The sequence below is a fragment of the Francisella frigiditurris genome (genome assembly GCF_001880225.1).
Taxonomy (GTDB): Bacteria; Pseudomonadota; Gammaproteobacteria; order Francisellales; family Francisellaceae; genus Francisella; species Francisella frigiditurris.
This window is the reverse complement of sequence record NZ_CP009654.1, coordinates 1,249,515-1,271,218: the sequence shown is the minus strand read 5'-3', so window position 1 is coordinate 1,271,218 and position 21,704 is coordinate 1,249,515. Positions and strand designations below refer to the sequence as shown.

The window sequence follows — 21,704 nt, the reverse complement described above, 5'->3', positions numbered from 1 at the left end:
TAATGCATTTCTCTGTACTCTTAAAAGAGTCTATTGATGGCTTAGATATAAAGAAAGATGGTATATATATTGATGCCACATTTGGAAGAGGCGGGCATTCTAAAGCAATCTTAGATAAGCTTTCTAATACAGGAAAGCTAATAGCTTTTGACAAAGATCTTGAGGCAATAAATTATGCTAAAACTAATTTCTCTCAATATTTAAATTTTGAAATCATACATTCTAGTTTTACTGAAATTTATGATTACTGCTTAAAAGAAAATTTATTGGAAAGAATTGATGGAATAATTATGGATCTTGGTGTTTCATCTCCACAATTAGATGTTGCAGAAAGAGGCTTTAGCTTTATGCATGATGGACCTCTTGATATGAGGATGGATAATACAAAAGGAATAACTGCATCCGAAGCATTAGAGCAACTTGATATTAAAGAACTGTCATACATTTTTAAAGTCTATGGTGAAGAAAAATTTTCTTATAAAATAGCTATAAAAATAAAAGAATATTTAAAGCAAAACGGTAAAATAACAAATACTTTGACTTTAGCTAATTTAATTAGAGATACAATTGGGAAAAAAGAAAAAAAGAATCCTGCAACAAGGTGCTTTCAGGCTTTAAGAATATACGTTAATAATGAACTTGGTGATTTAGAACAACTTATAAACGATATTATGAAAGTTCTAAAGTCTAATGGAAGAGTTGCTGCTATTTCTTTTCATTCTTTAGAAGATAGAATAATTAAACAGAAATTCACAGAATTATCAAAACCAAAAACAATTAATACTAGAATTTCTAAGTTTTTGCCAGAAGATGATAACTCTATCGAAGTAAAGTGGATAAATAAAAAATGCCGAGCTCAGCTAGATGAGCTGGAACAGAACGCTCGATCAAGAAGCGCTATACTAAGAGTAGTAGAAAAACTATGATATTAAATAACAGACAAATTAGAATCAGACTATTTGAGTCATTAACAAATAGTTTTTATAAAAAAGGAGTAATTATTTCTTTTATATTATTATTTATCCTTTTATTGTCAGCTTTTTCATTAATTTATATTCGCTTTGAGTATAAATTACAACTTACTCAAGAAAAAGATTTGATAGTTGAGGATAGTAAACTTGATGAACAATGGAGCCAAATTGTTTTAGAATATAGCTCTCTTGCTACGCCAACAGCTGTAGAAGGGTTTGCGAAGGATGAGGGTATGATGCTACCAACTAAAAAAGACATTGTATTTATTGACGATGGGAAAAATACTAATGAAGCATTATAACCCTAAGTTAAGACACTTCATAATTACAATACTCATTGTAATAAGCTTTATTATATTAGCTCTTAAACTTGTTTATATGGATACTATACAGCATGATAAATTAAAACAAGAGGGTGATAATAGAAGTGATAGGAGTATAGATATAAAAGCATATCGAGGAATTATTCTTGATAGAAATAACAATCCTTTAGCAATAAGTACACCAGTAGATACCATATGGGTTGATCCATTCTATATTTCAGCAGATTCTGAAAAACTACAAAAAATTATGACTATATTGGGCTTATCAGAAGATAGTCAAGAAAAAATAAAAAGACAGATAAAAGCTAGGGAAGGGAGAAGTGGATTTGTATATATAAAAAGAAAAGTTCAGCCCTATCTATCTCAAGATGTAAAAGATTTAGACGTTCTTGGTGTTCATGTGATTAGAGAGTTTAAGAGATATTATCCAACAGCAGAAGTTTCTTCACATATTATAGGATTTACTAACGTTGATGGAAAAGGGCAAGAAGGTCTAGAACTTGAGTTCAATAATTTTCTAACAGGGAAAAATGGTTATTTTGAGTATAAAAAAGATCTAAAAGGTGGTGTGGCATCAAAAGATGAGTCGAGCTATGTAGAACCTCAAAATGGTCACAACCTAATGTTAAGTATAGATTCAAGGCTTCAATACATTGCATATAAATACTTGAAAAAAGGGATAATAGAATTTAATGCAGATGCAGGCTCTGTAATTATTGAAGATATTCATACGGGTGAGATATTAGCTATGGTTAATTATCCATCTTATAATCCAAATGATATGACCGATGCTTATCCAGATAAAAGAAGAAATAGAGCAGTAACTGATGTATATGAGTTGGGGTCAGTAATGAAAGTCTTTTCTGCTGCAACAGCTCTTACATATGGAGAAGATGTAACTCCTGATACGGAAGTTAATACATCCCCAGGATATTATAGAATAGGTAAAAATACGGTTAGAGACTTCAGAGACTATGGACTTCTAGATCTTAGACACATACTTATGAAATCTAGTAACGTCGGTATATCTAAGCTGATATTAGAAATAGAAGATCAATCTGTTTTAGGGACTTCATTATACAATTATGGATTTGGTATGAAAACAGGTATAGAGCTACCAGGAGAAAGAAGTGGCTTTGTCCCAGTTAAAGATAAATGGGGCGAGTTTCAGCTGGCTACATTATCATTTGGCTATGGTATGAATGCTACAGACATGCAACTAGTGTCAGCTTTATCAGCTATAGCTAATGATGGGAATTATATTAAACCGACAATTCTTAAAAGAAATCCTAATGAAGAAATAGATTCTAGACCAATAGCATCAAAAAAAGTTTCTGAGGAAATGATTAGTATGATGCAATCTGTAGTAGAAGATTCTGGAGGTACTGGCTCATTAGCTAAAACAGAACTTTACCATATTGCAGGTAAAACAGGAACAGCCCGTAAATTATCAGCAAGTGGTGGATATGGAGCTAGTTATTTAGCTAGTTTTGTTGGTGTGGCTCCAGCAACTAATCCGCAAATAGCTATTGCTGTTACTATCGATAACCCTAAAGGTGAAAAGTATGGTGGTGGTGCAGTCGCAGCACCTATCTTCTCAAATGTCGCAGCTAATGCTTTACAAGTTATGGGAATAACTCCTGACAAGCTAGACAAATAATCCTTTGTGTTTTATCCATATATAATATAAAATACTTGCGTTAGGCTGTTCCTTTGTGCGGTCTAAATAAAACTTAAATAACAAATGGAGTAAAATTAAATGATAAATACAGAAAATAAACAACAAATAATTAAAGATTATCAATTAGCTGAAGGTGATACAGGCTCACCAGAAGTTCAAGTAGCATTGTTAACAGCTAGAATTAATGATTTACAAGGTCATTTTGCTACACATAAAAAAGATAATCACTCAAGAAGAGGCCTTTTAAGATTAGTTAGTCAACGTCGCAAATTATTAGACTACCTTCATGATAAAGATGTAGAAAGATACCGTTCTTTAATAAAAAGACTAGAGTTACGTAAATAATTAAACAGTCAAGCTATCTTAAAATTTTTAGTTTCAAATACACTCAATAAGGTTATAAACTGTGAGAATATTCAAAGAAGTCTTCGAACTAGGTAATGATAAGGTTATTCTAGAAACTGGTGGCTTAGCTCGTCAAGCTGATGGCTCGGTTACTGTTAAATGTGGTAATACTGTAATTCTTGTGACTACAGTTGTAAAAAAAGAAGTAGCTCCGGGAGCTGATTTTTTTCCACTTTCTGTTCATTATTTAGAAAAATCATATGCTGCGGGTAAAATTCCAGGAGGATTTACAAGAAGAGAAGCTAGACCATCGGATGAGCAAATCTTAATATCTAGACTAATAGATAGATCTATAAGACCTACTTTCCCAGATGGTTTCTTTAATGAGATTCAAATAGTTGCAACAGTCTTATCATATGATAATAAAACTTGTCCTGATATTTTGGCATTGATTGGTGCCTCAGCTTCTTTAGCTATATCTGGAGCTCCTTATAATGATGTTATTGCAGGTGTTAAAGTAGGCTATATAAATGGTAAATATACTTTAAATCCTTGCAAAGATGATCTTAAAGAGTCAAATCTGGATCTTGTTGTATCAGGTACTGATGATGCTATATTAATGGTTGAGTCTGAAGCAAAAAGTTTGCCTGAGAGTGTAATGCTTGGAGCAGTTTTATATGGACATAAACATGTTAAAACTATAATCGCTGCTATAAATAGATTAGCTAAGTTTGCTGCTAAAGATAGATTTAGCTACTCAGTTTATGAAATTAATAAAATTCTAAAATCACAAATTAAATCTCAATTTTATAGTGAAATAGAAGCTATTTATATGACTCCTTCTAAACAAGAAAGGAACGTTCAATTATCTCAATTAAGAAAAAGTGTTCTTGAATTTATTTTTTCTAGCGATACAGATGAAAATGAGTATCAAGAAAAAGAAATTTTAGAAGCTTTTCATGATATAGAAAAAGATATTGTAAGATCTAATATTTTGAATGGTAAACCTAGAATAGATGGTAGATGTACAGAAACTATAAGACCTATCAATGTTAAGATAGGCGTGCTTCCTAATGTCCATGGTTCAGCCTTATTTACTAGAGGTGAAACACAAGCTTTAGTTGTAACAACGTTAGGTAGTGATAGAGATGCTCAATTAGTAGAAAGTCTAGATGGTATTGATAAAGCTAGATATATGCTACATTATAACTTCCCCCCATATTCTGTTGGTGAAGCAGGAGCCGTTGGCTTAGCACCTAAAAGAAGAGAGGTCGGGCATGCTAATTTAGCAAAAAGAGCAACAAATGCTGTTTTCCCTAATGAAGATGTATACCCATATGTTGTAAGAATAGTTTCTGAAATATTAGAATCAAATGGTTCTAGCTCTATGGCAACAGTTTGTGGATCATCATTATCTATGATGGATGCTGGTGTTCCTATAGCAGAACCTGTTGCTGGTATTGCAATGGGTCTTATAAAAGATGGAAATAAATATGCTGTGCTTTCAGATATATTAGGAGATGAAGATCATCTTGGTGATATGGACTTTAAAGTAGCAGGTACTAGATACGGTGTTACAGCATTACAAATGGATATCAAAATAAAAGGTATATCTAGAGAAATTATGGAGCAAGCTTTAGAACAAGCTAGAAAAGGTAGGCTTCATATATTAGGAATTATGAATGAAGTAATAAAAGAGCATAAAGAAAATGTTTCTGATGTTGCTCCTCAAATACATGTTATGAATATAGCCCCTGAAAAAATAAAAGATGTTGTAGGTCGAGGAGGATCTGTAATAAAAGCTATAGTTGAAAAATCAGGCGCTCAGATAGATACTTCAGACTCTGGAGAAATAAAGGTTTTTGCAAAAGATAAAAAAGCTTTAGATATTGCTGTTGCAGAGATTACAACTATAACAGCAGAATGTGAAGAGGGTGAGATTTATAAAGGTAAAATAGTCAAACTTTTAGATTCTGGAGCTTTTGTAAATGTGTTAGGAAGTAAAGATGGCTTCTTACCTTTTGCAGATCTTGAACAGAATAATATAAAACCAAATAGTCTGAGTGAAGGACAGGTTCTTGAAGTTATTGTTCAAAATATAGATAGAACTGGCAGAATTAAACTAGCTTTAGTAAAGAGGTAATATATGAGTGAAGTAGTTGGAAGTGTTGATCCAATTAATTTTACAGAAGCAGCTTCTTTAAAAGTTAAAGAACTTATAGACGAAGAGGGCGATAGCTCTTTAAGTCTTAGAGTTTATATAACAGGTGGGGGCTGCTCTGGTTTTCAGTATGCTTTTGCATTTGATGATGAAATAAAAGAAGATGATATTATTGTAACTAAAAATGGAGTTAGACTTTTGGTTGACTCTATGAGTTTTCAATATCTAGTTGGTGCCGATGTTGATTATAAGGATGATATAGAAGGAGCTTATTTTGTAATAAGAAATCCTAATGCTAAAACAACTTGTGGTTGTGGCTCATCTTTTTCAGTATAAAATTTATTTAATATCTTTTCTAAAATTTTAGAAAATTTAAGGGAGTATATAATTTATGAAAATAGCAAACTTTGAAATTGGAAAAAATAAGCCCTTATTTTTATTAGCTGGTCCTTGTGTTATTGAGTCAGAACAAATGGCTATGGACACGGCAGGATATCTTAAAGAAATTACCCAAGAGTTAAATATAAACTTTGTTTATAAATCATCTTTTGATAAAGCAAATCGTTCTTCAATTGATAGCTTTAGAGGTTTGGGTATAGATAAGGGTTTAGATATACTTTCTAAAGTAAAAAAAACTTATTCATTACCTATAGTAACAGATGTTCATGAAGATACTCCTTTTGCTGAAGTAGCTGAAGTAGCTGATATACTGCAAACCCCCGCTTTTTTATGTCGTCAAACAAACTTTATTACAGAAGTTTGTAAGCAAAATAGACCCGTAAATATTAAAAAAGGTCAATTTTTAGCGCCATGGGATATGCAACAAGTTGTTAATAAAGCTAAGGCTACTGGTAATGATCAAATTATGGTTTGTGAAAGAGGCGTTAGTTTTGGATATAACAACCTAGTTTCTGATATGCGATCGTTAGAAATAATGAAATCTACAGGTTGTCCAGTAGTTTTTGATGCTACTCATTCAGTTCAATTACCAGGTGGTCAAGGCACTACTTCTGGTGGACAAAGAGAGTTTGTTCCTGTTTTAGCTAAAGCTGCTACAGCAGTTGGTATAGATGGATTATTTATGGAAACTCACCCTAATCCAAGTGAGGCTAAAAGTGATGGACCAAATTCTTTCCCAATGTATAAAATAAAAGAATTCTTAAAAATCATAAAAGAGCTTGATAGCTTTATTAAAGCTCAACCTAAAATTGACATATAGGAGTATATAGTGTCTAAAGTCTTTATAATGGGAATTGTAGGAGGCTCTGGATCTGGCAAGACTTTATTTTCTAATGCTGTTGTTGAAAAACTAGAATCACATCATTTAGATAGAGTTGCTGTAATATCTGAAGATAGATACTACAAAGACTGGGGAAATATTATTGGTCAAGAAGAGGCTTCTAAAGTTAACTATGACCATCCTGATGCTTTTGATCATGATCTTTTAAAGAAAGATTTGGTTAAACTTATTAAAGGTGAGGATATATATGTACCTCATTATGATTATAAAACTCATTCAAGAGTATCTTCATTAGCTCAAAAAGTTCCTAATGGAGTTAATGTAATTATATTAGAAGGCATAATGCTATTTAATGATGCAGAGTTACTCAATATGATGGATTTTAAAGTTTATATGGATACTCCATCAGACTTGTGTTTTATAAGAAGATTATTGCGTGATCAAAATGAAAGAGGCAGAACTGTAGATAGTATAGTTAGTCAATATTTAGAAACTGTCCGACCAATGCATATAAAATTTATTGAGCCTTCAAAAAGAAAAGCTGATATTATAATTCCAGATGGGGCGCAAAATAAAACAGTTATTGATATAATTTATAATAAAGTAAAACAATTATTAAAATAGGAGCATAAAGTAGTATGGCTAGAGTAACAATAGAAGATTGTTTAGATAAAGTAGAAACAAGATTTGACTTAGTAGTATTAGCTTCTATGAGAGCTAACTCTATATTAAAAAATGGGTATTCTGATGAGGATTATGGAAAAAAAGAGAAAGCTACAGTATTAGCTCTTAGAGAAATCGCAGAATCTAGAATAACTCCTCAACAAATATTGAAAAATGAAGTTTAATTATATTGACTTTATCTAATTTGAATATATAATTTATCACATTATTCGGGTGCTTAGCTCAGCTGGGAGAGCATCGCCCTTACAAGGCGAGGGTCGGGGGTTCGAACCCCTCAGCACCCACCACGAATAATTATTCTTTTAAATTCCATTTTTAATTTGTATTAATAAGTTTTATTAAATAAAATAACTCAAAAATTAAAATATACATTAACTTCATGCGAAGAAGTAGAAGAAATAAATTAAAAGAAGGTATGTTTGAAGCTAATATAGTTTCTTTAAGTCATGATGGTCGTGGCATAGCTAAAATAGATGGCAAAACGACTTTTATTCCATTTACATTACCTGGTGAAACAGTAAAGTTTGAATATACCTTTTCAAAAGCAAAATTTGATGAAGGAAAAGCTTTAGAAATAATAAAAGAGAGTGAAAGTAGAATTTCTCCTAAATGTGATTTCTTTGAACTTTGTGGAGGATGTAGTCTTCAACATATGTCATCTGAAGCACAGATTACTCATAAACAAGAAACTTTATTGAACCAACTGAAATACCTGGGTAATAATGTAACTCCTCTAAATATATTAGAACCTTTAAAAACTAGTCAAACTGAAGGCTATAGAGGCAAGGCACGTCTTGGTGTAAGGTATGTTAATAAAAAAGAAAAAGTGCTTGTTGGTTTTAGAGAACGCAATGGTAAATATTTAGCTGATATTGATAAATGTATTATTCTAGATAAAAGTATTGGAGAAAATATAGGTTCAATTACTAATTTCATATCTAGTTTATCTATATATAATCAGATAGCTCAATTAGAAGTAGCAAAAGATGATTTTAGAACAGCGCTTATTATCAGACATCTTGAATCATTTACTAATGAAGATATAAGAAAAATAAAAATATTTGCTCAAGAACAAGGTTACTGGATTTACTTACAATCTAAAGGACCAGATACTATATTTAGATTATATCCAGAAGAAAATGTTGCTCCTATTAAATTAGAGTATTCTCCTATCGAAGGTATAAATATAAGTTTTGAGCCAAATGACTTTACTCAAGTCAATACTGACATAAATCAAAAGATGATAAAAAAAGCTATTGAGCTTTTAGGTATAAATAAGAATGACTCTATCATTGACTTATTTTGTGGTTTAGGAAACTTTACTTTACCAATATCTAAATACGCTAAATCAGTTATTGGAGTAGAAGGTGAACAAACTATGGTAAATAGGGCGATTGAAACTGCACAAAATAATAATATAAAAAATGTTAAATTTTATGCTGCCAACTTATTTGAAAGATTCGAAGATAAGGAGTGGTTTAATAATTTTGAATATAACAAAATGTTATTAGATCCTCCAAGAGCTGGAGCTGAAGAAGTCTGTAGAAATATAGAAAAATTTAATGTGAATAAAATTGTTTATGTATCTTGTAGTACGGCAACTTTAGCTAGAGATGCGGGTATATTAGTAAATGAAAAAGGTTATAAACTTATTAGTGCTGGAGTGATGGACATGTTTCCACATACTATGCATGTTGAATCAATAGCAGTTTTTGAGAAATAGGGAGTCATAGTATGTATATAGGTGTAGATATTGGCGGTAGTAATATGACTGCTGGACTATTTGATAGTAATAAAAAATTGATTTCCACAGCAAAAGTAAAATCAAAAGCAAAAGAAGATACACAAATTGTTATTGATCAACTATTTAAAGTAATAGACAAACTTAAAGATGATGTTAGTAATGATTCTAAGCTTTTATCCATTGGTGTAGGTGTTGCTGGACTTGTTGATACAAAAACTGGCTTAATCAAACATTCTGCTAATATAAATATTGTAAATATTAATCTTAAGCAAGTTGTAGAAGATAGATATAAAGTCCCAGCATTCATAGAAAACGATGTTAATGTTGGTATTGTTGGCGAGTGGAAATATGGTGCTGGTATTGGATATGGTGATATAGTTGGCATTTTTGTGGGTACTGGAATAGGCGGTGGATTAATTATAAATAATCAACTTTATTCAGGTGCTAATGGTTTGGCTGCTGAAATAGGTCATACAACTATTGCCAGTAATGGTGCATATTGTGAAGGTTGTGGCTCTCAAGGCTGCGTAGAAGTATATTCTGCAAAAGTTGGGATAGAAAAAAGAATTAAAGCACTTTATAAAAAAGGAATAAAAAGTACATTAATTTCACTTGTAATAGAAAATGAAGGTAAGTTAAAGAGTAGCTTTATTAAAAAAGCTCTTCAATCTAAAGACAAGATTGCTATAGAAATTATTGAAGGTGCTATGAAGGCATTAGGGGTTGGTGTGGCTAATTATTTGAATATTTTAAATCCTTCTTTAGTAATATTTGGTGGCGGTGTTATGGAAGCAGTGGGAGAAAGATATATTTCAGTAATCAAAAACTCATGTTCTAAATATGCTCTTAGTCCAATTTTAGAAAACTGTGAATTTAAGTTAGCAACTTTAGGAGATAATGCTGGAATTTTTGGTGCTATGGATATAGCTAGCCATATTAAATAAGGAAAAGTATGCAAACTGCTATTTCAAACTTCTTTTCACAAGTTTTTAACTATCTTAAAAATTTAAAAAAAACTAAGCTCAAAGATATATTTAATGATTGGAATATTTATGAAATAGCTTGGTTATTTCTATCAACCACTATATTAGCTTGTATTAGCTTCATAACAGCGGATAAATATCTAACTTTGACATTAGTTGCTACAGTAACAGGTATGCTAAACCTAGTATTAATAGCTAAAGGAAAAATCTTAAATTATTTCTTTGCATTTATATATAACTTAACTTACGCATATTTTTGTTTATTAGAAGGAATATATGGACAAGCTATCTTATTTATATTTTTCTTTTTTCCAATGCAGTTCTATGGTCTATATTGTTGGACTAAACCAGAAAGTACAGACACAAACTCTACTATAGTTACAAAATCTTTAAGTCTTAAACAGCAAATCATATTGTTAATTAGTGTCATAATATCTGCCTTTTTATATGGAATATTTATCTTGAAAGGTTTTTTTCATCAAGAAATTGGTTTAGTAGCAGATTCTCTAACTGGAGTTATTTCAGTTATAGCTATATTTTTAATGGTAAAAGCTTATGTTGAGCAATGGATTTTATGGATCATTATAAATGTTCTTTCTACAATAATTTGGATACAGCAATATTATACAGGCACAGATTCTGGAGGAATAGCATTCTTAGCTATGTGGTTAATCTACTTATTAAATTCAATTTATGGATATATAAACTGGATTAAGTTACAAAAAAATCAAAATTAATTTTTTAAAATTCTATAAAAAACGAAACTAATAAAGGCTGTTATTAGGCCTAAAATAAACATCCATAGAACAATGTGCGGTTCAGATACATTTCCTGTGAAAAGACTAAAAGAATTTAAAACTGTATATATTGAGAAAAATAATAACATTCCAGATTTAAATTTAGAATCTTTAAATAAAACTATTAATGAATAAATAAATATAGATAATTGGAAGATACCTATTTGAAAAATAGCTGGTGAATAAATCCATCCTTGAAATTTACTGATGCCATCTCCATATACTAAATAAGCTAAACTATTTATAAAAGTATAATAGCTTACATTAAACACTATAAAATAATTAGCATAGAGTGAAGCTTTATGTTTATTAAAAATAATAGCAGAGTGTGCAAAAGCCAATACAAAAGGGCTTATTAGTAAGCATAGTGTGATTGTTATAGCTACCATATATTAATAACTTAAAATATCAATGTATGCAGAAGTGTACAATAAAAGTATTTTATTGTCATATATTATGGGACAAACCTGTAGACAATCTACACTAGTACAGTTAAAATTTGCTATTAGAAAATTGTTAAATAGAAAATTAAAATAGGAAATAAGTAATGCAAGTAACAGTTGAAAAGAAAGAAGGTATTAATTGTTCTTTATTAATAGAAGTCCCTGCAAATGAAATTGATTCAGCGGTTTCAAAAAGAATTAACCAAACGGCTAAAACTATAAAAATGGATGGTTTTAGACCTGGAAAAGTTCCAGCGAATCTTGTTAAGAAAAAATACGGTGAGCAAATTCGCTTTGAAATCATTTCTGATCTTATACCTAAAAAGTATACAAAGGCTATTCAAGATGAAAAATTAGAAGTAGCAGGTATAGAGGTTGATTTGAAAGAAAATAAAGAAGGTGAACCTTTAAAATTTGTTGCAAATATAGAACTATTTCCAGAATTTGAAGTAACTGGGTTTGACAAAATTAAGATTGAAAAACCTGTCGTTGATTTAGGTGATGCTGAAGTTGAAAAGATGATTGACAATCTTAGAAAACAATATGCTACTTGGAATGAAGTTGATAGAGAAGTTCAAAAAGATGACAAAGTAACTATAGATTTCGTTGGTAAAATAGATGGTGAAGTTTTCGAAGGTGGATCTGCTGATGCTTCTCAGGTAGTTATAGGTTCAAACCAAATGATTCCAGGATTTGAAGAAGGTATTATTGGTATGAGAAAAGATGAAGAAAGAACTATAACTGTAACTTTCCCAACAGAATACCAAAATAAAGAATTAGCTGGTAAAGAATCTCAATTTGATATAGTAGTTAAAAAGATAGAAGAAGCTGAGCTTCCTGCTGTTGATGAAGAGTTTGTTGCTAAATTTGGAGTTAAAGGTAGTGTAGATACTTTTTCAGCTGAGATTAAAGAAAACATGGAAAGAGAACTTAAATTTATAATTCAGAAGAAAGTTAAAGAACAGCTTTTTGAAGGTTTAAGAGAAATAACTGAGTTTAATGTACCAAATGCTCTTATCAAAAGAGAAATTGATGCCGCTAAGCAAAATCTTATTAAAAGTATGGGCGGTGAAAAAAGTGGGTTTAACGTAGATCAACTGCCAGATAATCTATTTGAAAAAAATGCTAAACAGCGTGTAGAAACTAGCCTGATTTTAGATAATCTTCTTAAAGTTCACAATTTTGAAGCAGATGATGAGTCTGTAGATGCTTTATTATCTGAAATGGTAAAAGCTTATGAAGAACCTGAAAAAACAAAAGCAGAAATTAAAAAGAATCCACGAGAAATAAATAATCTAAAAGCTCTTGTGGTTGAAAATAAATTGACTGACTGGGTTTTAGAGCAAGCTCAAGTTACAGAGAAAAAAGAAGATTTCTTTGAGATTATAAGAGCTAATATGCAAGCTTCTCAAATGGGACAATTTTAATATCTGATAGAAATTTCTAAAATCACTATAAAATATGATAGTGAAAACCTTAAAGAATCACTTTTAAATTGAGGCTTATAATGATTAATAATAATTTAGTACCTATGGTTGTAGAAAAAAGTGCAGCAGGTGAAAGATCATATGACATTTATTCTAGACTATTAAAAGAAAGAATAGTTTTTTTAAATGGTGAGGTTAATGATCAATCTGCAAATTTAGTTATAGCTCAACTTTTATTTTTAGAATCTGAAGATCCTGATAAAGACATCTATTTCTATATAAATTCACCCGGTGGTGCAGTAACTGCTGGTATGGGCGTATATGATACCATGCAATTTATAAAGCCTGATGTATCTACTATATGTATAGGTCTTGCTGCTAGTATGGGATCTTTATTATTAACTGCTGGGGCTAAAGGCAAAAGATATAGCCTTCCAAGTTCACAAATAATGATTCATCAGCCCTTAGGTGGTTTCAAAGGACAAGCATCTGATATAGAAATTCATGCTAATAATATTATTAGAATTAAAGAAAGACTAAATAAAGTATTAGCTAAGCATACTGGTCAAGATTATGAAACTATAGTTAAAGATACTGATAGAGATAAGTTTATGATGGCTGAAGAAGCACAAGCTTATGGCCTAATTGACCATGTTATAGAATCTAGAGACTCTATAATTGTTTAATATAAATTTTTAAATAAGGTTTTTTGAAGATATTATGTCAAAAATTTTATATTGTTCCTTTTGTGGAAAGAGTCAGCATGAAGTAAAGAATATCATTGCTGGTAAAGATGGAAATATCTGTAATGAATGCGTTGAAAAGTGTTCAACTAAAATTAATAGCGGATCACTTAATTCGAGTGATTTAGCAAGTGATATTTCTTTTGAAAATCTACCAAAACCTGTAGAAATAAAAAAATATCTTGATGATTATATTATTGGTCAAGAGAATGCTAAAAAGATTCTGGCAGTAGCTGTTTATAATCATTATAAGAGAATAACAAATAAACCTACTGATGAAGATGATACGGAGCTTAAAAAAAGTAATGTTCTTTTAATGGGTCCTACTGGGTCTGGTAAAACTTTGTTTGCTCAAACATTAGCTAAATTGTTAAATGTTCCATTTGCCATTGCCGATGCAACTACTCTTACAGAAGCAGGCTATGTTGGGGAAGATGTAGAAAATGTAATTGTTAAACTTTTACAAAATGCTGATTTTGATGTAGAAAAAGCACAGAAGGGTATTATATATATTGATGAAATAGATAAAATAGCTAGAAAATCTGAAAGTTCTTCAATAACTAGAGATGTATCAGGAGAAGGGGTTCAACAAGCTCTTTTGAAACTTATAGAAGGTACTGTTTCATCAGTTCCACCTAAAGGCGGTAGAAAACATCCTAATCAAGATATGGTTCAGGTTGATACATCTAATATCTTATTTATTTGTGGCGGTGCTTTTGCGGGCATAGAAAAAGTTATTAAGCATAGAATGGATAAAGTCAGCATAGGTTTTAATGCTGATATTGTTCAACAAAAAACTAATCTTGATACAGATAGACTTCTTCAAAAGATTGAGAGTGAGGATTTAACTAAGTTTGGACTTATTCCTGAGCTTATAGGTAGATTACCAATCATAAGCGTTTTAAATGAACTTAAAGAAGAAGATTTAATAAGAATATTGACTGAGCCAAAAAATGCTTTGATAAAGCAATATACTAAGCTTTTCAAATTGGACAATATTGAAATAGAGTTTTCTCATGAGGCATTGGTAGAGATAGCTAAAAAGGCTTTAGTAAGAAAGACTGGAGCTAGAGGACTTAGAACGATATTGGAAAATGTTTTATTAGAAATAATGTTCCATACACCTTCTACAAAAAATATTAAAAAAGTCATAATTACTGAAAATACTATAAAAGAAATAAGCGAGCCAGAATTAGTTACTACTGATGGCGAAACAAAAAAATTTAAAGATGTAATCTAATTATATAGGAGTATTATAATAGCCTATGTCAGACACATTAAACGTCGTACCTGTCATTCCTCTAAGAGATGTAGTTATCTATCCAACGATGACTATTCCTTTAAATGTTGGAAGAAAAAAATCAATTCAAGCAGTTAAAGAATCTACTAATAAATATGAAAATTATATTTTATTAGCAACTCAAAAAGAGGGTTCTCGAACTGGAGATTCAATTGATAATCTTTATGATATTGCAACTTTGGCTAAGATTATACAAATAATGAAATTACCAGATGGTAGTTTAAAAATTATAGTCGAAGGAACTACAAAGAAGCTAGTTGCAAAATATGTAGATGATAATGATTGTATTTATGCAAATTTAGATACTATAGATATAAGTGAAAATTTTCCTGTTAGTGGATTAGATAAGGAATTAAAAGCAATTTTATTATCAATTTCAGAATCACTAAAAGTATTTGTAGACTTAGGAAATAAAGTTTCTAAGGAGACTTTAGCTACTTTAATATCGACAGAAAATCCTGATAAATTTGTTTATGAAATAGCTTCAATACTAAATTCAGACATAGTTAAAAAGCAGAAAATTTTAGAAGCTAGTGATATAAAAAATAAAGCTTTAATACTATTAACTTGTTTAGAAGAAGAAATTGAAATACTTGAACTAGAAGCTAAAATTAAAGATCGAGTTAAATTGCAAGTTGATAAGAATCAACGTGAATACTATTTAAATGAGCAAGTAAAAGCTATATATAAAGAATTGGGCGAGGTAGATGAAGAATCTGAAACTTCTGCCCTCCAAAAAAGAATAGAAAAAACAAAAATGTCTGAAGAGGCAAAGGAAAAGTGTTTAAAAGAACTTAAAAAGCTTAAAGCAATGCCTCCTTCATCTTCAGAGTCTGCTGTTTCAAGAAACTATATTGAGACTATATTATCGCTACCATGGAATAAAAGAACTAAAGTTAAGAAAGACATTGAATTAGCAGAGAAAATATTAGATCAAGATCATTATGGTATTAAAAAAGTTAAAGAGAGAATTCTTGAACATTTAGCAGTACAGATTAAAAGAGATAGCAATACTAAGTCTCCGATTCTTTGCTTAGTAGGTCCTCCAGGGGTTGGTAAAACTTCTATAGGGCAATCTATAGCTAGAGCTACAGGTAGAGAGTATGTAAGAATGGCTCTTGGTGGTGTTAGAGATGAATCAGAAATAAGAGGACATAGAAGGACTTATATCGGTTCTATGCCAGGACAAATTATACAAAAAATTATAAAAGCAAAAACAGAAAACCCTTTATTTCTATTAGATGAAATAGATAAAATTTCTTCTGACTTCAGAGGAGACCCATCTGCAGCATTATTAGAGGTGCTAGATCCTGAGCAAAATAACTCTTTCAGCGATCACTATTTAGAAATTGATTATGATTTATCAAAAGTAATGTTTGTTGCTACAGCAAATTCATTAAATATAGATCCTGCATTAAAAGATAGGATGGAGATAATAAATCTTTCTGGATATACAGAACTTGAAAAAAGTGCCATTGCAAAACAATACTTGGTTCCAAGAGCTTTAGAAAATAATGGACTAAATAAAAAAGAGTTTAATATAACCTCGACAGCAATTCTAGATATTATTAGATATTATACAAGAGAAGCAGGTGTTAGAAATCTACAGCAAAAAATCAATACTCTTTGTAGAAAAGTAGTTAAAGAAATTTTAAAAGACAAAGATGCCAAAAAAATTTCTATTAGTAATAAAAATATTGAAGAATATCTAGGTGTTAAGCCTTATGACTATGGCGTTAAGAATGAAAAACCTCGAGTAGGACAAGTTACAGGACTAGCTTGGACACAAGTTGGTGGAGACCTTTTAACAATAGAAGCTTTAGCAGTCCCTGGCAAAGGAAAGTTAAAATATACGGGTATGCTAGGTGATGTCATGAAGGAGTCTATAGAGGCTGCAATGAGTGTTGTTCGCTCATTAGCCCAAGATTATGATCTTTCTGAGGATTTTTATGAGAAAAAAGACTTACACATTCATGTTCCTGAAGGCGCAACTCCTAAAGATGGTCCTAGTGCAGGTATTGCTATGACTACAGCAATATTATCTGCTTTTACAAATAAGCCTGTAAGAAATGATATTGCTATGACAGGAGAGGTAACATTAAGAGGAGAGGTTTTTGCTATCGGTGGACTAAAAGAGAAACTTTTAGCTGCGTTAAGAGGTGGAATAAAAGAGGTTTTGATACCAAAACAGAATGTTAAAGATCTTTCTGAAATTGATAAGCAAATCACCGAAAATTTAGAGATAATACCCGTAAAACATATAAAAGATGTATTAAATAGAGTTTTTTAGCTGTTAACTTGTTGAAACTGCATTTTTTTAGTGCTATAAATGATAACTGACATACGTGTCAAAATTTAAATTATATAAAAGGAGTTTAAAATGAATAAAACTGAATTAGTAAGTGCAATAGCTAAAGAAGCTGATGTAACTAAAGAAGTTGCTGGTAAAGTTTTAGATGCGACAATCGCTTCTATTTCAAAAGCGTTAAAAAAAGAAGATAACGTTACTTTAGTTGGCTTTGGTACTTTTCAGGTTAAAGAAAGAAGTGCAAGAGAAGGTAGAAACCCTAAAACTGGTGAAACTATTAAAATTCCTGCGTCTAAAGTTCCTAGCTTCAAAGCTGGTAAAGGTCTTAAAGATAGCGTAAATAAATAAATTTGATACGATAATAATATAAATAAATTTTATTTTATTAATACTTTTAAGGGCATGTTTTATAGCATGCCTTTTTTATATTAGGATTTAGTGATGTTACAGTCTTTTAATGATAAATTTAAAGGTCCTTTTACTTGGATTGTTGTTATTTCTATTAGTATAATTTTTGTGTTGACAGGGATGAGTTTCCTTTTTAGTGGCTTTGGCAATAAAAATTCTACAATTGCTGAAGTTGGTGATAATAAAATCACATTAACTGAATATCAGAAATATCTACAGCCAGACACTCCAAAAGAACAAAAAGAAATAATCCTTAATTCTATTATTAATCAATATTTGATTTTATCAGCTACTCAAAATCAAAATATTCAAATACCAAGAATAACATTACAATCTTATATTTTTACAAACCCTATATTTAAAGGTGATAATGGCCAGTTTTCTAATGAGAAACTTCAAACTATAGCTAAATATTTTGGAGGTATTTCTAATTTAGAACAAATGATCATTCAAAATATACAAGCAACTATTATTCCAAAAAATATAGATGAAACATCTTTTGTTACAGATTATGAGAAAGGCGAGCTAACTAAAATATATTCTCAGGTTAAGACAGTAAAGTATATTAAAGTAGATTCAAAAGATTTGGCTAAAGATATTAAAGTATCATATTCAGAATTACAAAATTACTTTGAAGAAAATAAAGCTAACTATATAACTCCTAAAAGAGCAGATATAGATTATTACTTAATTTCTAAAGATAACTTTATTAAGACTGAGCCATCAGAAAAAGAAATTAAAGCTTATTATGATAGCAATCCTACTTTATTTAGCTCATATGATAAAAATACTAAAAATAGTATCAAGAAAATTCTTCAGAATAGAGAAGCTCTAAATAAATATAATTCTATTATTGAAAATGTTGATGCAAAAAAATTTAATGATTTAGATTCTCAATTTGGAGCTCCTAAATCATCAGCTGTCATAGATAGTAGTGAATCTTCATTAGAAGGGGTTCCAGGTTCTGAATTTTTTATAAATGGTCCAAGTAAATATGGTGCTTTTCCACTATCAGACTCACAAAGTATTATTTATTATATAAAGAATATAACTCCTGCAAAGCAACAAGATTTTAAAGAAGTTAAAGATAATATTGAGAAAATGTATAAAAAAGAGTCTTCTCAAAAGCTAGCTAAAGAAAAGGCAACTTCTATACTTAATAATTTAGAAAACTCTACTGATGCAAAATATGATTTTAAAATAACAACTACTGAGTCAAAGAGTGATAATATTTCATCAGAATTTAAGCAATCTATTTTAGATAATGATAATTCTAGTTATCATATATTTGAATCTAAGGATGGATCTTGCTTTATATATAAAGTAACAAAAACTGCTGTAAATAACTCAAAGAAAATTGTTCCGATTAATGTAATAAATACCTATAATGAAGCTGAACAAAATTATTACCTTGATATTTTAAGAAATGATATTCCTATAAAAATAAATTATAAATACTTAAATGAGTAATTTAATCTATGGAATAGCTGGTCCTACAGCTTCTGGAAAAACTTCTTTATCAATATCTATCGCAAAAAAAATAAATGCTGAAATTATAAGTGTTGATTCTTCTTTAGTTTATAAAAGAATGGATATTGGCACTGCAAAACCATCTTTAGACGAGAGAGAAGGAGTAAAGCATCATCTAATAGATATTATTGAACCTTGGCAAAACTTTTCTGTTGCAGATTTTATATCAAATGTAAATTTACTTAAAAATGATATTCATAGTAGAGATAAAAATGTTCTATTAGTTGGTGGAACAATGTTGTATTTTAGGAGTCTTATAGATGGACTCTCAAACTTACCAGAAAGCGATCCTGTTATAAGAAGATCATTAGAAGAATATAAAAATAAATATGGGCTTAGCTATTTATATAAAGAATTAAAAGAAAAAGATACGAATGCTGCAGAAAAAATAAATCCTAATGATCAACAAAGAATATTTAGGGCATTAGAAGTAATTAAGATTTCAGGAAAAAAATATTCAGAACTTGTAAAAAATAGTAGACAAGGAGCCTTAGAAGAAGAGTTAAAATTGTGTGCTATAATACCTAAAGATAGAGCAGTACTTCATAGAAATATTGAGGAAAGGTTTAACAATATGTTAAACGATAATTTTCTAGATGAAGTGAGAAGTTTAAAAGCAAATCCTCTATTAACTAATGAAAGTACAGCTATTAGAAGTGTTGGTTATAGGCAGGCATGGGATTATTTGGATAATAAGCTGACTTATGAGGAGTTTATTAATAAAGGTATAGCTGCTACTAGACAACTAGCAAAAAGACAATTAACGTGGCTTAGAAACTGGAAAGATAATGTTTTTTTTGTGAATATGGAAGATGAGTATAAAAAACAGAAAATAATTAATTTTTTTAATTCTCCTTAATATTATAATAGAGGACTCAAAATGTTATTAAAGAAAATAATAAATACTATTATTGTTTTTTTGAGTATTATTCCCAATATTTATGGACTAGATTTAACTAATGTTACAGGAATACAATGGTATCATAATCCTGGTGATTCTAGGACAATAACTATGAATGACTATACACTAGCTGATCAAGGAAGCATACATGAATCAACTTCTGATTATACATTAGCTGATCAAGGTGGAATAAAAAATGAGATTTCAAAACAATCACTATAAGAAGAAAACAAAATGGCAAAGTTATATTTTAGATACTCATCAATGGACGCTGGTAAAACTTTAGATTTATTAAAAGTTGCTTACAATTATGAAGATAGAGGCAAGCATCCTTTAGTCCTAACTTCTGCTATAGATAAAAGAGCTGGTAAGAATAAAGTAAAGTCTAGAATAGGTATTGATCAAGATGCATATTCATTAACTGATCAAGATAATATATTTAATTTTATAAAAGAATATAATCAAAAGAAAAATATAGATTGTATTCTAATTGATGAAATTCATTTCTTTACACCTAAGCAAATTTGGGAACTTTCAGATATTGTAGATTATCTCAATATTCCAGTGATCTGTTATGGCTTAAGAACTAACTATATAGGACAACCATTTGAAACTGCTTCTTTGTTATTAGCTATAGCTGATACATTAGAAGAAGTAAAAACTATTTGCCATTGTGGTAGAAAAGCTAGCTTTAATATGATGATAAAAGGTAAAGAGGTTATTAAATCAGGAAATGCTATAGTTGTTGATGATGATTCTTTAAAAGAAATAAATACAAAATATATATCTGTCTGTAGAAAGCACTGGAAAGAAGAAATTTTTGAGTAAGTTAAAAATTAACTTTAAATCCAAGTCCAGTAGACCCAATACCAACTTCAGTACTATTATTTACTTGCATGCCTAAATCTAAATAGACAGTATAGGCTTTAAAATACATCTTTTTATCCCTTGTTTTAGGTTCTGTCGCAAACTGCTAGAATAGTTACAGTTTTCTTAAAATGGTTACCCTCTAGATACAATTATGCTGCTATAGCATAAAATTGATCCCATACAGTCATAGTTCCAGCATTAATGTGCTGACCTTTTTTAATCATATTAACCATCTCGTAATCTGCTATAGTAGATTCCATAGAATCCCATACTTTAAAACCTAAAATGGGTCGTGTCAATCGTTTAATATTCCTATGATCTTGCTCTATCAAATTATTCAAAAGCTTATTTTGCCTAATCTCTATACCGTGTGTATACCAAATGCCCAATAAAAACAAAAAGATATTGATAGTCAATAAAGCTGCTTCATTAGCTCCAGATTTATCTACATTAACTTTCTCAGGCAAGCCATGCTTACCAATGGTTTTCTTAAAGAATTTACGTGCTGCTTTCTCATCTCTTTTATCAGATAGCATAAACTCCAAGGTGTCACCATGTATATCTATAGCTCTATATAAATCCTTTATATCTAAGATATGTCTCATCCAACTTACATAGCTGTCATATTTGCGAAAAGAGTTACTAAAGACATCCTCTAACTCTCTTACATACTTTATAACCCAGCGGTTGATAGTACTATGATCAACATTAACTCCTCGCTCTTTCATCATCTCCTCTACATGTCTATAACTAAGTGGATATGATAAGTACCAACGCAATGCTTGCAGTATTATTAATTTAGCGAAATGCCTTCCAGTAAAATCTAACATTTTAAAAAGTGAGAG

General features: G+C 30.2%; 23 protein-coding genes and 1 tRNA gene. 22 read left to right on the top strand and 2 right to left on the bottom strand.

What is annotated here, in order from left to right; all coding sequences use genetic code 11:
* The first annotated feature begins 2 nt into the window (after positions 1 to 2).
* From rsmH to pnuC, 13 genes are all read left to right on the top strand, one after another.
* Positions 3 to 926, top strand: a complete 924-nt coding sequence (rsmH, locus tag KX01_RS06330) for a 16S rRNA (cytosine(1402)-N(4))-methyltransferase RsmH (RefSeq protein ID WP_071664184.1) — start codon at positions 3 to 5, stop codon at positions 924 to 926.
* Positions 923 to 1,273 (top strand): cell division protein FtsL, encoded by a 351-nt coding sequence (ftsL, locus tag KX01_RS06325; RefSeq protein WP_071664183.1) that lies wholly within the window; start codon positions 923 to 925, stop codon positions 1,271 to 1,273. Before rsmH ends, ftsL begins: the two co-directional genes overlap by 4 nt.
* A complete protein-coding gene (locus KX01_RS06320) occupies positions 1,260 to 2,954 on the top strand; it encodes a peptidoglycan D,D-transpeptidase FtsI family protein (RefSeq protein WP_071664182.1) in 1,695 nt (564 codons plus the stop codon). The genes ftsL and KX01_RS06320 overlap by 14 nt, the downstream gene beginning before the upstream one ends.
* A gap of 99 nt (positions 2,955 to 3,053) precedes the next feature.
* A complete protein-coding gene (gene rpsO, locus KX01_RS06315) occupies positions 3,054 to 3,320 on the top strand; it encodes a 30S ribosomal protein S15 (RefSeq protein ID WP_071664181.1) in 267 nt (88 codons plus the stop codon).
* A gap of 61 nt (positions 3,321 to 3,381) precedes the next feature.
* Positions 3,382 to 5,463, top strand: coding sequence for a polyribonucleotide nucleotidyltransferase (pnp, locus tag KX01_RS06310; RefSeq protein WP_071664180.1), 2,082 nt, complete (start codon positions 3,382 to 3,384; stop codon positions 5,461 to 5,463).
* A 3-nt stretch (positions 5,464 to 5,466) separates the two neighbouring features.
* Positions 5,467 to 5,817 carry an iron-sulfur cluster insertion protein ErpA gene (gene erpA / locus KX01_RS06305; RefSeq protein WP_071664179.1) on the top strand — a complete coding sequence of 117 codons (351 nt, stop codon included), beginning with the start codon at positions 5,467 to 5,469 and terminating at the stop codon, positions 5,815 to 5,817.
* Positions 5,818 to 5,872: 55 nt separating this feature from the next.
* A complete protein-coding gene (gene kdsA / locus KX01_RS06300; protein WP_071664178.1) occupies positions 5,873 to 6,700 on the top strand; it encodes a 3-deoxy-8-phosphooctulonate synthase in 828 nt (275 codons plus the stop codon).
* Positions 6,701 to 6,709: 9 nt separating this feature from the next.
* Positions 6,710 to 7,345: a uridine kinase gene (udk, locus tag KX01_RS06295; protein WP_408606599.1), complete on the top strand. Its 636-nt coding sequence runs from the start codon at positions 6,710 to 6,712 to the stop codon at positions 7,343 to 7,345.
* A 14-nt stretch (positions 7,346 to 7,359) separates the two neighbouring features.
* Positions 7,360 to 7,569 carry a DNA-directed RNA polymerase subunit omega gene (gene rpoZ, locus KX01_RS06290; RefSeq protein ID WP_071664176.1) on the top strand — a complete coding sequence of 70 codons (210 nt, stop codon included), beginning with the start codon at positions 7,360 to 7,362 and terminating at the stop codon, positions 7,567 to 7,569.
* 47 nt (positions 7,570 to 7,616) lie between these two features.
* A tRNA-Val gene (locus tag KX01_RS06285) sits at positions 7,617 to 7,692 on the top strand.
* 92 nt (positions 7,693 to 7,784) lie between these two features.
* Positions 7,785 to 9,128: a 23S rRNA (uracil(1939)-C(5))-methyltransferase RlmD gene (gene rlmD, locus KX01_RS06280; protein ID WP_071664175.1), complete on the top strand. Its 1,344-nt coding sequence runs from the start codon at positions 7,785 to 7,787 to the stop codon at positions 9,126 to 9,128.
* An 11-nt stretch (positions 9,129 to 9,139) separates the two neighbouring features.
* Positions 9,140 to 10,093, top strand: a complete 954-nt coding sequence (locus KX01_RS06275) for an ROK family protein (protein WP_071664174.1) — start codon at positions 9,140 to 9,142, stop codon at positions 10,091 to 10,093.
* Positions 10,094 to 10,101: 8 nt separating this feature from the next.
* The gene (gene pnuC, locus KX01_RS06270) at positions 10,102 to 10,869 is read left to right on the top strand and encodes a nicotinamide riboside transporter PnuC (protein ID WP_071664173.1); all 768 of its coding nucleotides are present in this window, start codon (positions 10,102 to 10,104) and stop codon (positions 10,867 to 10,869) included.
* Here the strand turns inward: pnuC and KX01_RS06265 are convergent.
* Positions 10,866 to 11,318 (bottom strand): DUF6790 family protein, encoded by a 453-nt coding sequence (locus KX01_RS06265; RefSeq protein ID WP_071664172.1) that lies wholly within the window; start codon positions 11,316 to 11,318, stop codon positions 10,866 to 10,868. The genes pnuC and KX01_RS06265 overlap by 4 nt on opposite strands.
* Before the next feature lie 158 nt (positions 11,319 to 11,476).
* On the opposite strand from KX01_RS06265, the gene tig reads away from it, so the two are divergent.
* From tig to KX01_RS06220, 9 genes are all read left to right on the top strand, one after another.
* Positions 11,477 to 12,799, top strand: coding sequence for a trigger factor (gene tig, locus KX01_RS06260; RefSeq protein ID WP_071664171.1), 1,323 nt, complete (start codon positions 11,477 to 11,479; stop codon positions 12,797 to 12,799).
* 80 nt (positions 12,800 to 12,879) lie between these two features.
* Positions 12,880 to 13,485, top strand: coding sequence for an ATP-dependent Clp endopeptidase proteolytic subunit ClpP (clpP, locus tag KX01_RS06255; protein WP_071664170.1), 606 nt, complete (start codon positions 12,880 to 12,882; stop codon positions 13,483 to 13,485).
* A gap of 34 nt (positions 13,486 to 13,519) precedes the next feature.
* Positions 13,520 to 14,782: an ATP-dependent Clp protease ATP-binding subunit ClpX gene (gene clpX / locus KX01_RS06250; RefSeq protein WP_071664169.1), complete on the top strand. Its 1,263-nt coding sequence runs from the start codon at positions 13,520 to 13,522 to the stop codon at positions 14,780 to 14,782.
* A 25-nt stretch (positions 14,783 to 14,807) separates the two neighbouring features.
* Positions 14,808 to 17,132 (top strand): endopeptidase La, encoded by a 2,325-nt coding sequence (gene lon, locus KX01_RS06245; RefSeq protein WP_071664168.1) that lies wholly within the window; start codon positions 14,808 to 14,810, stop codon positions 17,130 to 17,132.
* A 90-nt stretch (positions 17,133 to 17,222) separates the two neighbouring features.
* Positions 17,223 to 17,498: an HU family DNA-binding protein gene (locus KX01_RS06240; RefSeq protein ID WP_071664167.1), complete on the top strand. Its 276-nt coding sequence runs from the start codon at positions 17,223 to 17,225 to the stop codon at positions 17,496 to 17,498.
* 93 nt (positions 17,499 to 17,591) lie between these two features.
* Positions 17,592 to 19,028: a peptidylprolyl isomerase gene (locus KX01_RS06235; protein ID WP_071664166.1), complete on the top strand. Its 1,437-nt coding sequence runs from the start codon at positions 17,592 to 17,594 to the stop codon at positions 19,026 to 19,028.
* Positions 19,021 to 19,947, top strand: coding sequence for a tRNA (adenosine(37)-N6)-dimethylallyltransferase MiaA (gene miaA, locus KX01_RS06230; protein WP_071664165.1), 927 nt, complete (start codon positions 19,021 to 19,023; stop codon positions 19,945 to 19,947). Before KX01_RS06235 ends, miaA begins: the two co-directional genes overlap by 8 nt.
* A gap of 21 nt (positions 19,948 to 19,968) precedes the next feature.
* Entirely contained in the window at positions 19,969 to 20,211 is a 243-nt protein-coding gene (locus KX01_RS06225) for a hypothetical protein (RefSeq protein ID WP_071664164.1), read from the top strand.
* Between the two features lie 12 nt (positions 20,212 to 20,223).
* The gene (locus KX01_RS06220; RefSeq protein ID WP_071664163.1) at positions 20,224 to 20,817 is read left to right on the top strand and encodes a thymidine kinase; all 594 of its coding nucleotides are present in this window, start codon (positions 20,224 to 20,226) and stop codon (positions 20,815 to 20,817) included.
* Between the two features lie 191 nt (positions 20,818 to 21,008).
* Here the strand turns inward: KX01_RS06220 and KX01_RS06215 are convergent, their stop codons facing one another.
* Entirely contained in the window at positions 21,009 to 21,689 is a 681-nt protein-coding gene (locus KX01_RS06215) for an IS6 family transposase (RefSeq protein WP_071664162.1), read from the bottom strand.
* Positions 21,690 to 21,704 lie beyond the last annotated feature (15 nt).

Bases quoted from the DNA above. Each gene is read 5' to 3' on its own strand.
- miaA (WP_071664165.1), top strand. From the start codon at position 19,021: ATGAGTAATTTAATCTATGGAATAGCTGGTCCTACAGCTTCTGGAAAA.
- rpsO (WP_071664181.1), top strand. From the start codon at position 3,054: ATGATAAATACAGAAAATAAACAACAAATAATTAAAGATTATCAATTA.
- clpP (WP_071664170.1), top strand. From the start codon at position 12,880: ATGATTAATAATAATTTAGTACCTATGGTTGTAGAAAAAAGTGCAGCA.
- pnuC (WP_071664173.1), top strand. From the start codon at position 10,102: ATGCAAACTGCTATTTCAAACTTCTTTTCACAAGTTTTTAACTATCTT.
- rpoZ (WP_071664176.1), top strand. From the start codon at position 7,360: ATGGCTAGAGTAACAATAGAAGATTGTTTAGATAAAGTAGAAACAAGA.
- clpX (WP_071664169.1), top strand. From the start codon at position 13,520: ATGTCAAAAATTTTATATTGTTCCTTTTGTGGAAAGAGTCAGCATGAA.
- tig (WP_071664171.1), top strand. From the start codon at position 11,477: ATGCAAGTAACAGTTGAAAAGAAAGAAGGTATTAATTGTTCTTTATTA.
- KX01_RS06265 (WP_071664172.1), bottom strand. From the start codon at position 11,318: ATGGTAGCTATAACAATCACACTATGCTTACTAATAAGCCCTTTTGTA.
- KX01_RS06320 (WP_071664182.1), top strand. From the start codon at position 1,260: ATGAAGCATTATAACCCTAAGTTAAGACACTTCATAATTACAATACTC.
- lon (WP_071664168.1), top strand. From the start codon at position 14,808: ATGTCAGACACATTAAACGTCGTACCTGTCATTCCTCTAAGAGATGTA.
- KX01_RS06220 (WP_071664163.1), top strand. From the start codon at position 20,224: ATGGCAAAGTTATATTTTAGATACTCATCAATGGACGCTGGTAAAACT.
- kdsA (WP_071664178.1), top strand. From the start codon at position 5,873: ATGAAAATAGCAAACTTTGAAATTGGAAAAAATAAGCCCTTATTTTTA.
- rsmH (WP_071664184.1), top strand. From the start codon at position 3: ATGCATTTCTCTGTACTCTTAAAAGAGTCTATTGATGGCTTAGATATA.
- erpA (WP_071664179.1), top strand. From the start codon at position 5,467: ATGAGTGAAGTAGTTGGAAGTGTTGATCCAATTAATTTTACAGAAGCA.
- KX01_RS06275 (WP_071664174.1), top strand. From the start codon at position 9,140: ATGTATATAGGTGTAGATATTGGCGGTAGTAATATGACTGCTGGACTA.
- KX01_RS06235 (WP_071664166.1), top strand. From the start codon at position 17,592: ATGTTACAGTCTTTTAATGATAAATTTAAAGGTCCTTTTACTTGGATT.
- KX01_RS06240 (WP_071664167.1), top strand. From the start codon at position 17,223: ATGAATAAAACTGAATTAGTAAGTGCAATAGCTAAAGAAGCTGATGTA.
- KX01_RS06215 (WP_071664162.1), bottom strand. From the start codon at position 21,689: ATGTTAGATTTTACTGGAAGGCATTTCGCTAAATTAATAATACTGCAA.
- rlmD (WP_071664175.1), top strand. From the start codon at position 7,785: ATGCGAAGAAGTAGAAGAAATAAATTAAAAGAAGGTATGTTTGAAGCT.
- ftsL (WP_071664183.1), top strand. From the start codon at position 923: ATGATATTAAATAACAGACAAATTAGAATCAGACTATTTGAGTCATTA.
- KX01_RS06225 (WP_071664164.1), top strand. From the start codon at position 19,969: ATGTTATTAAAGAAAATAATAAATACTATTATTGTTTTTTTGAGTATT.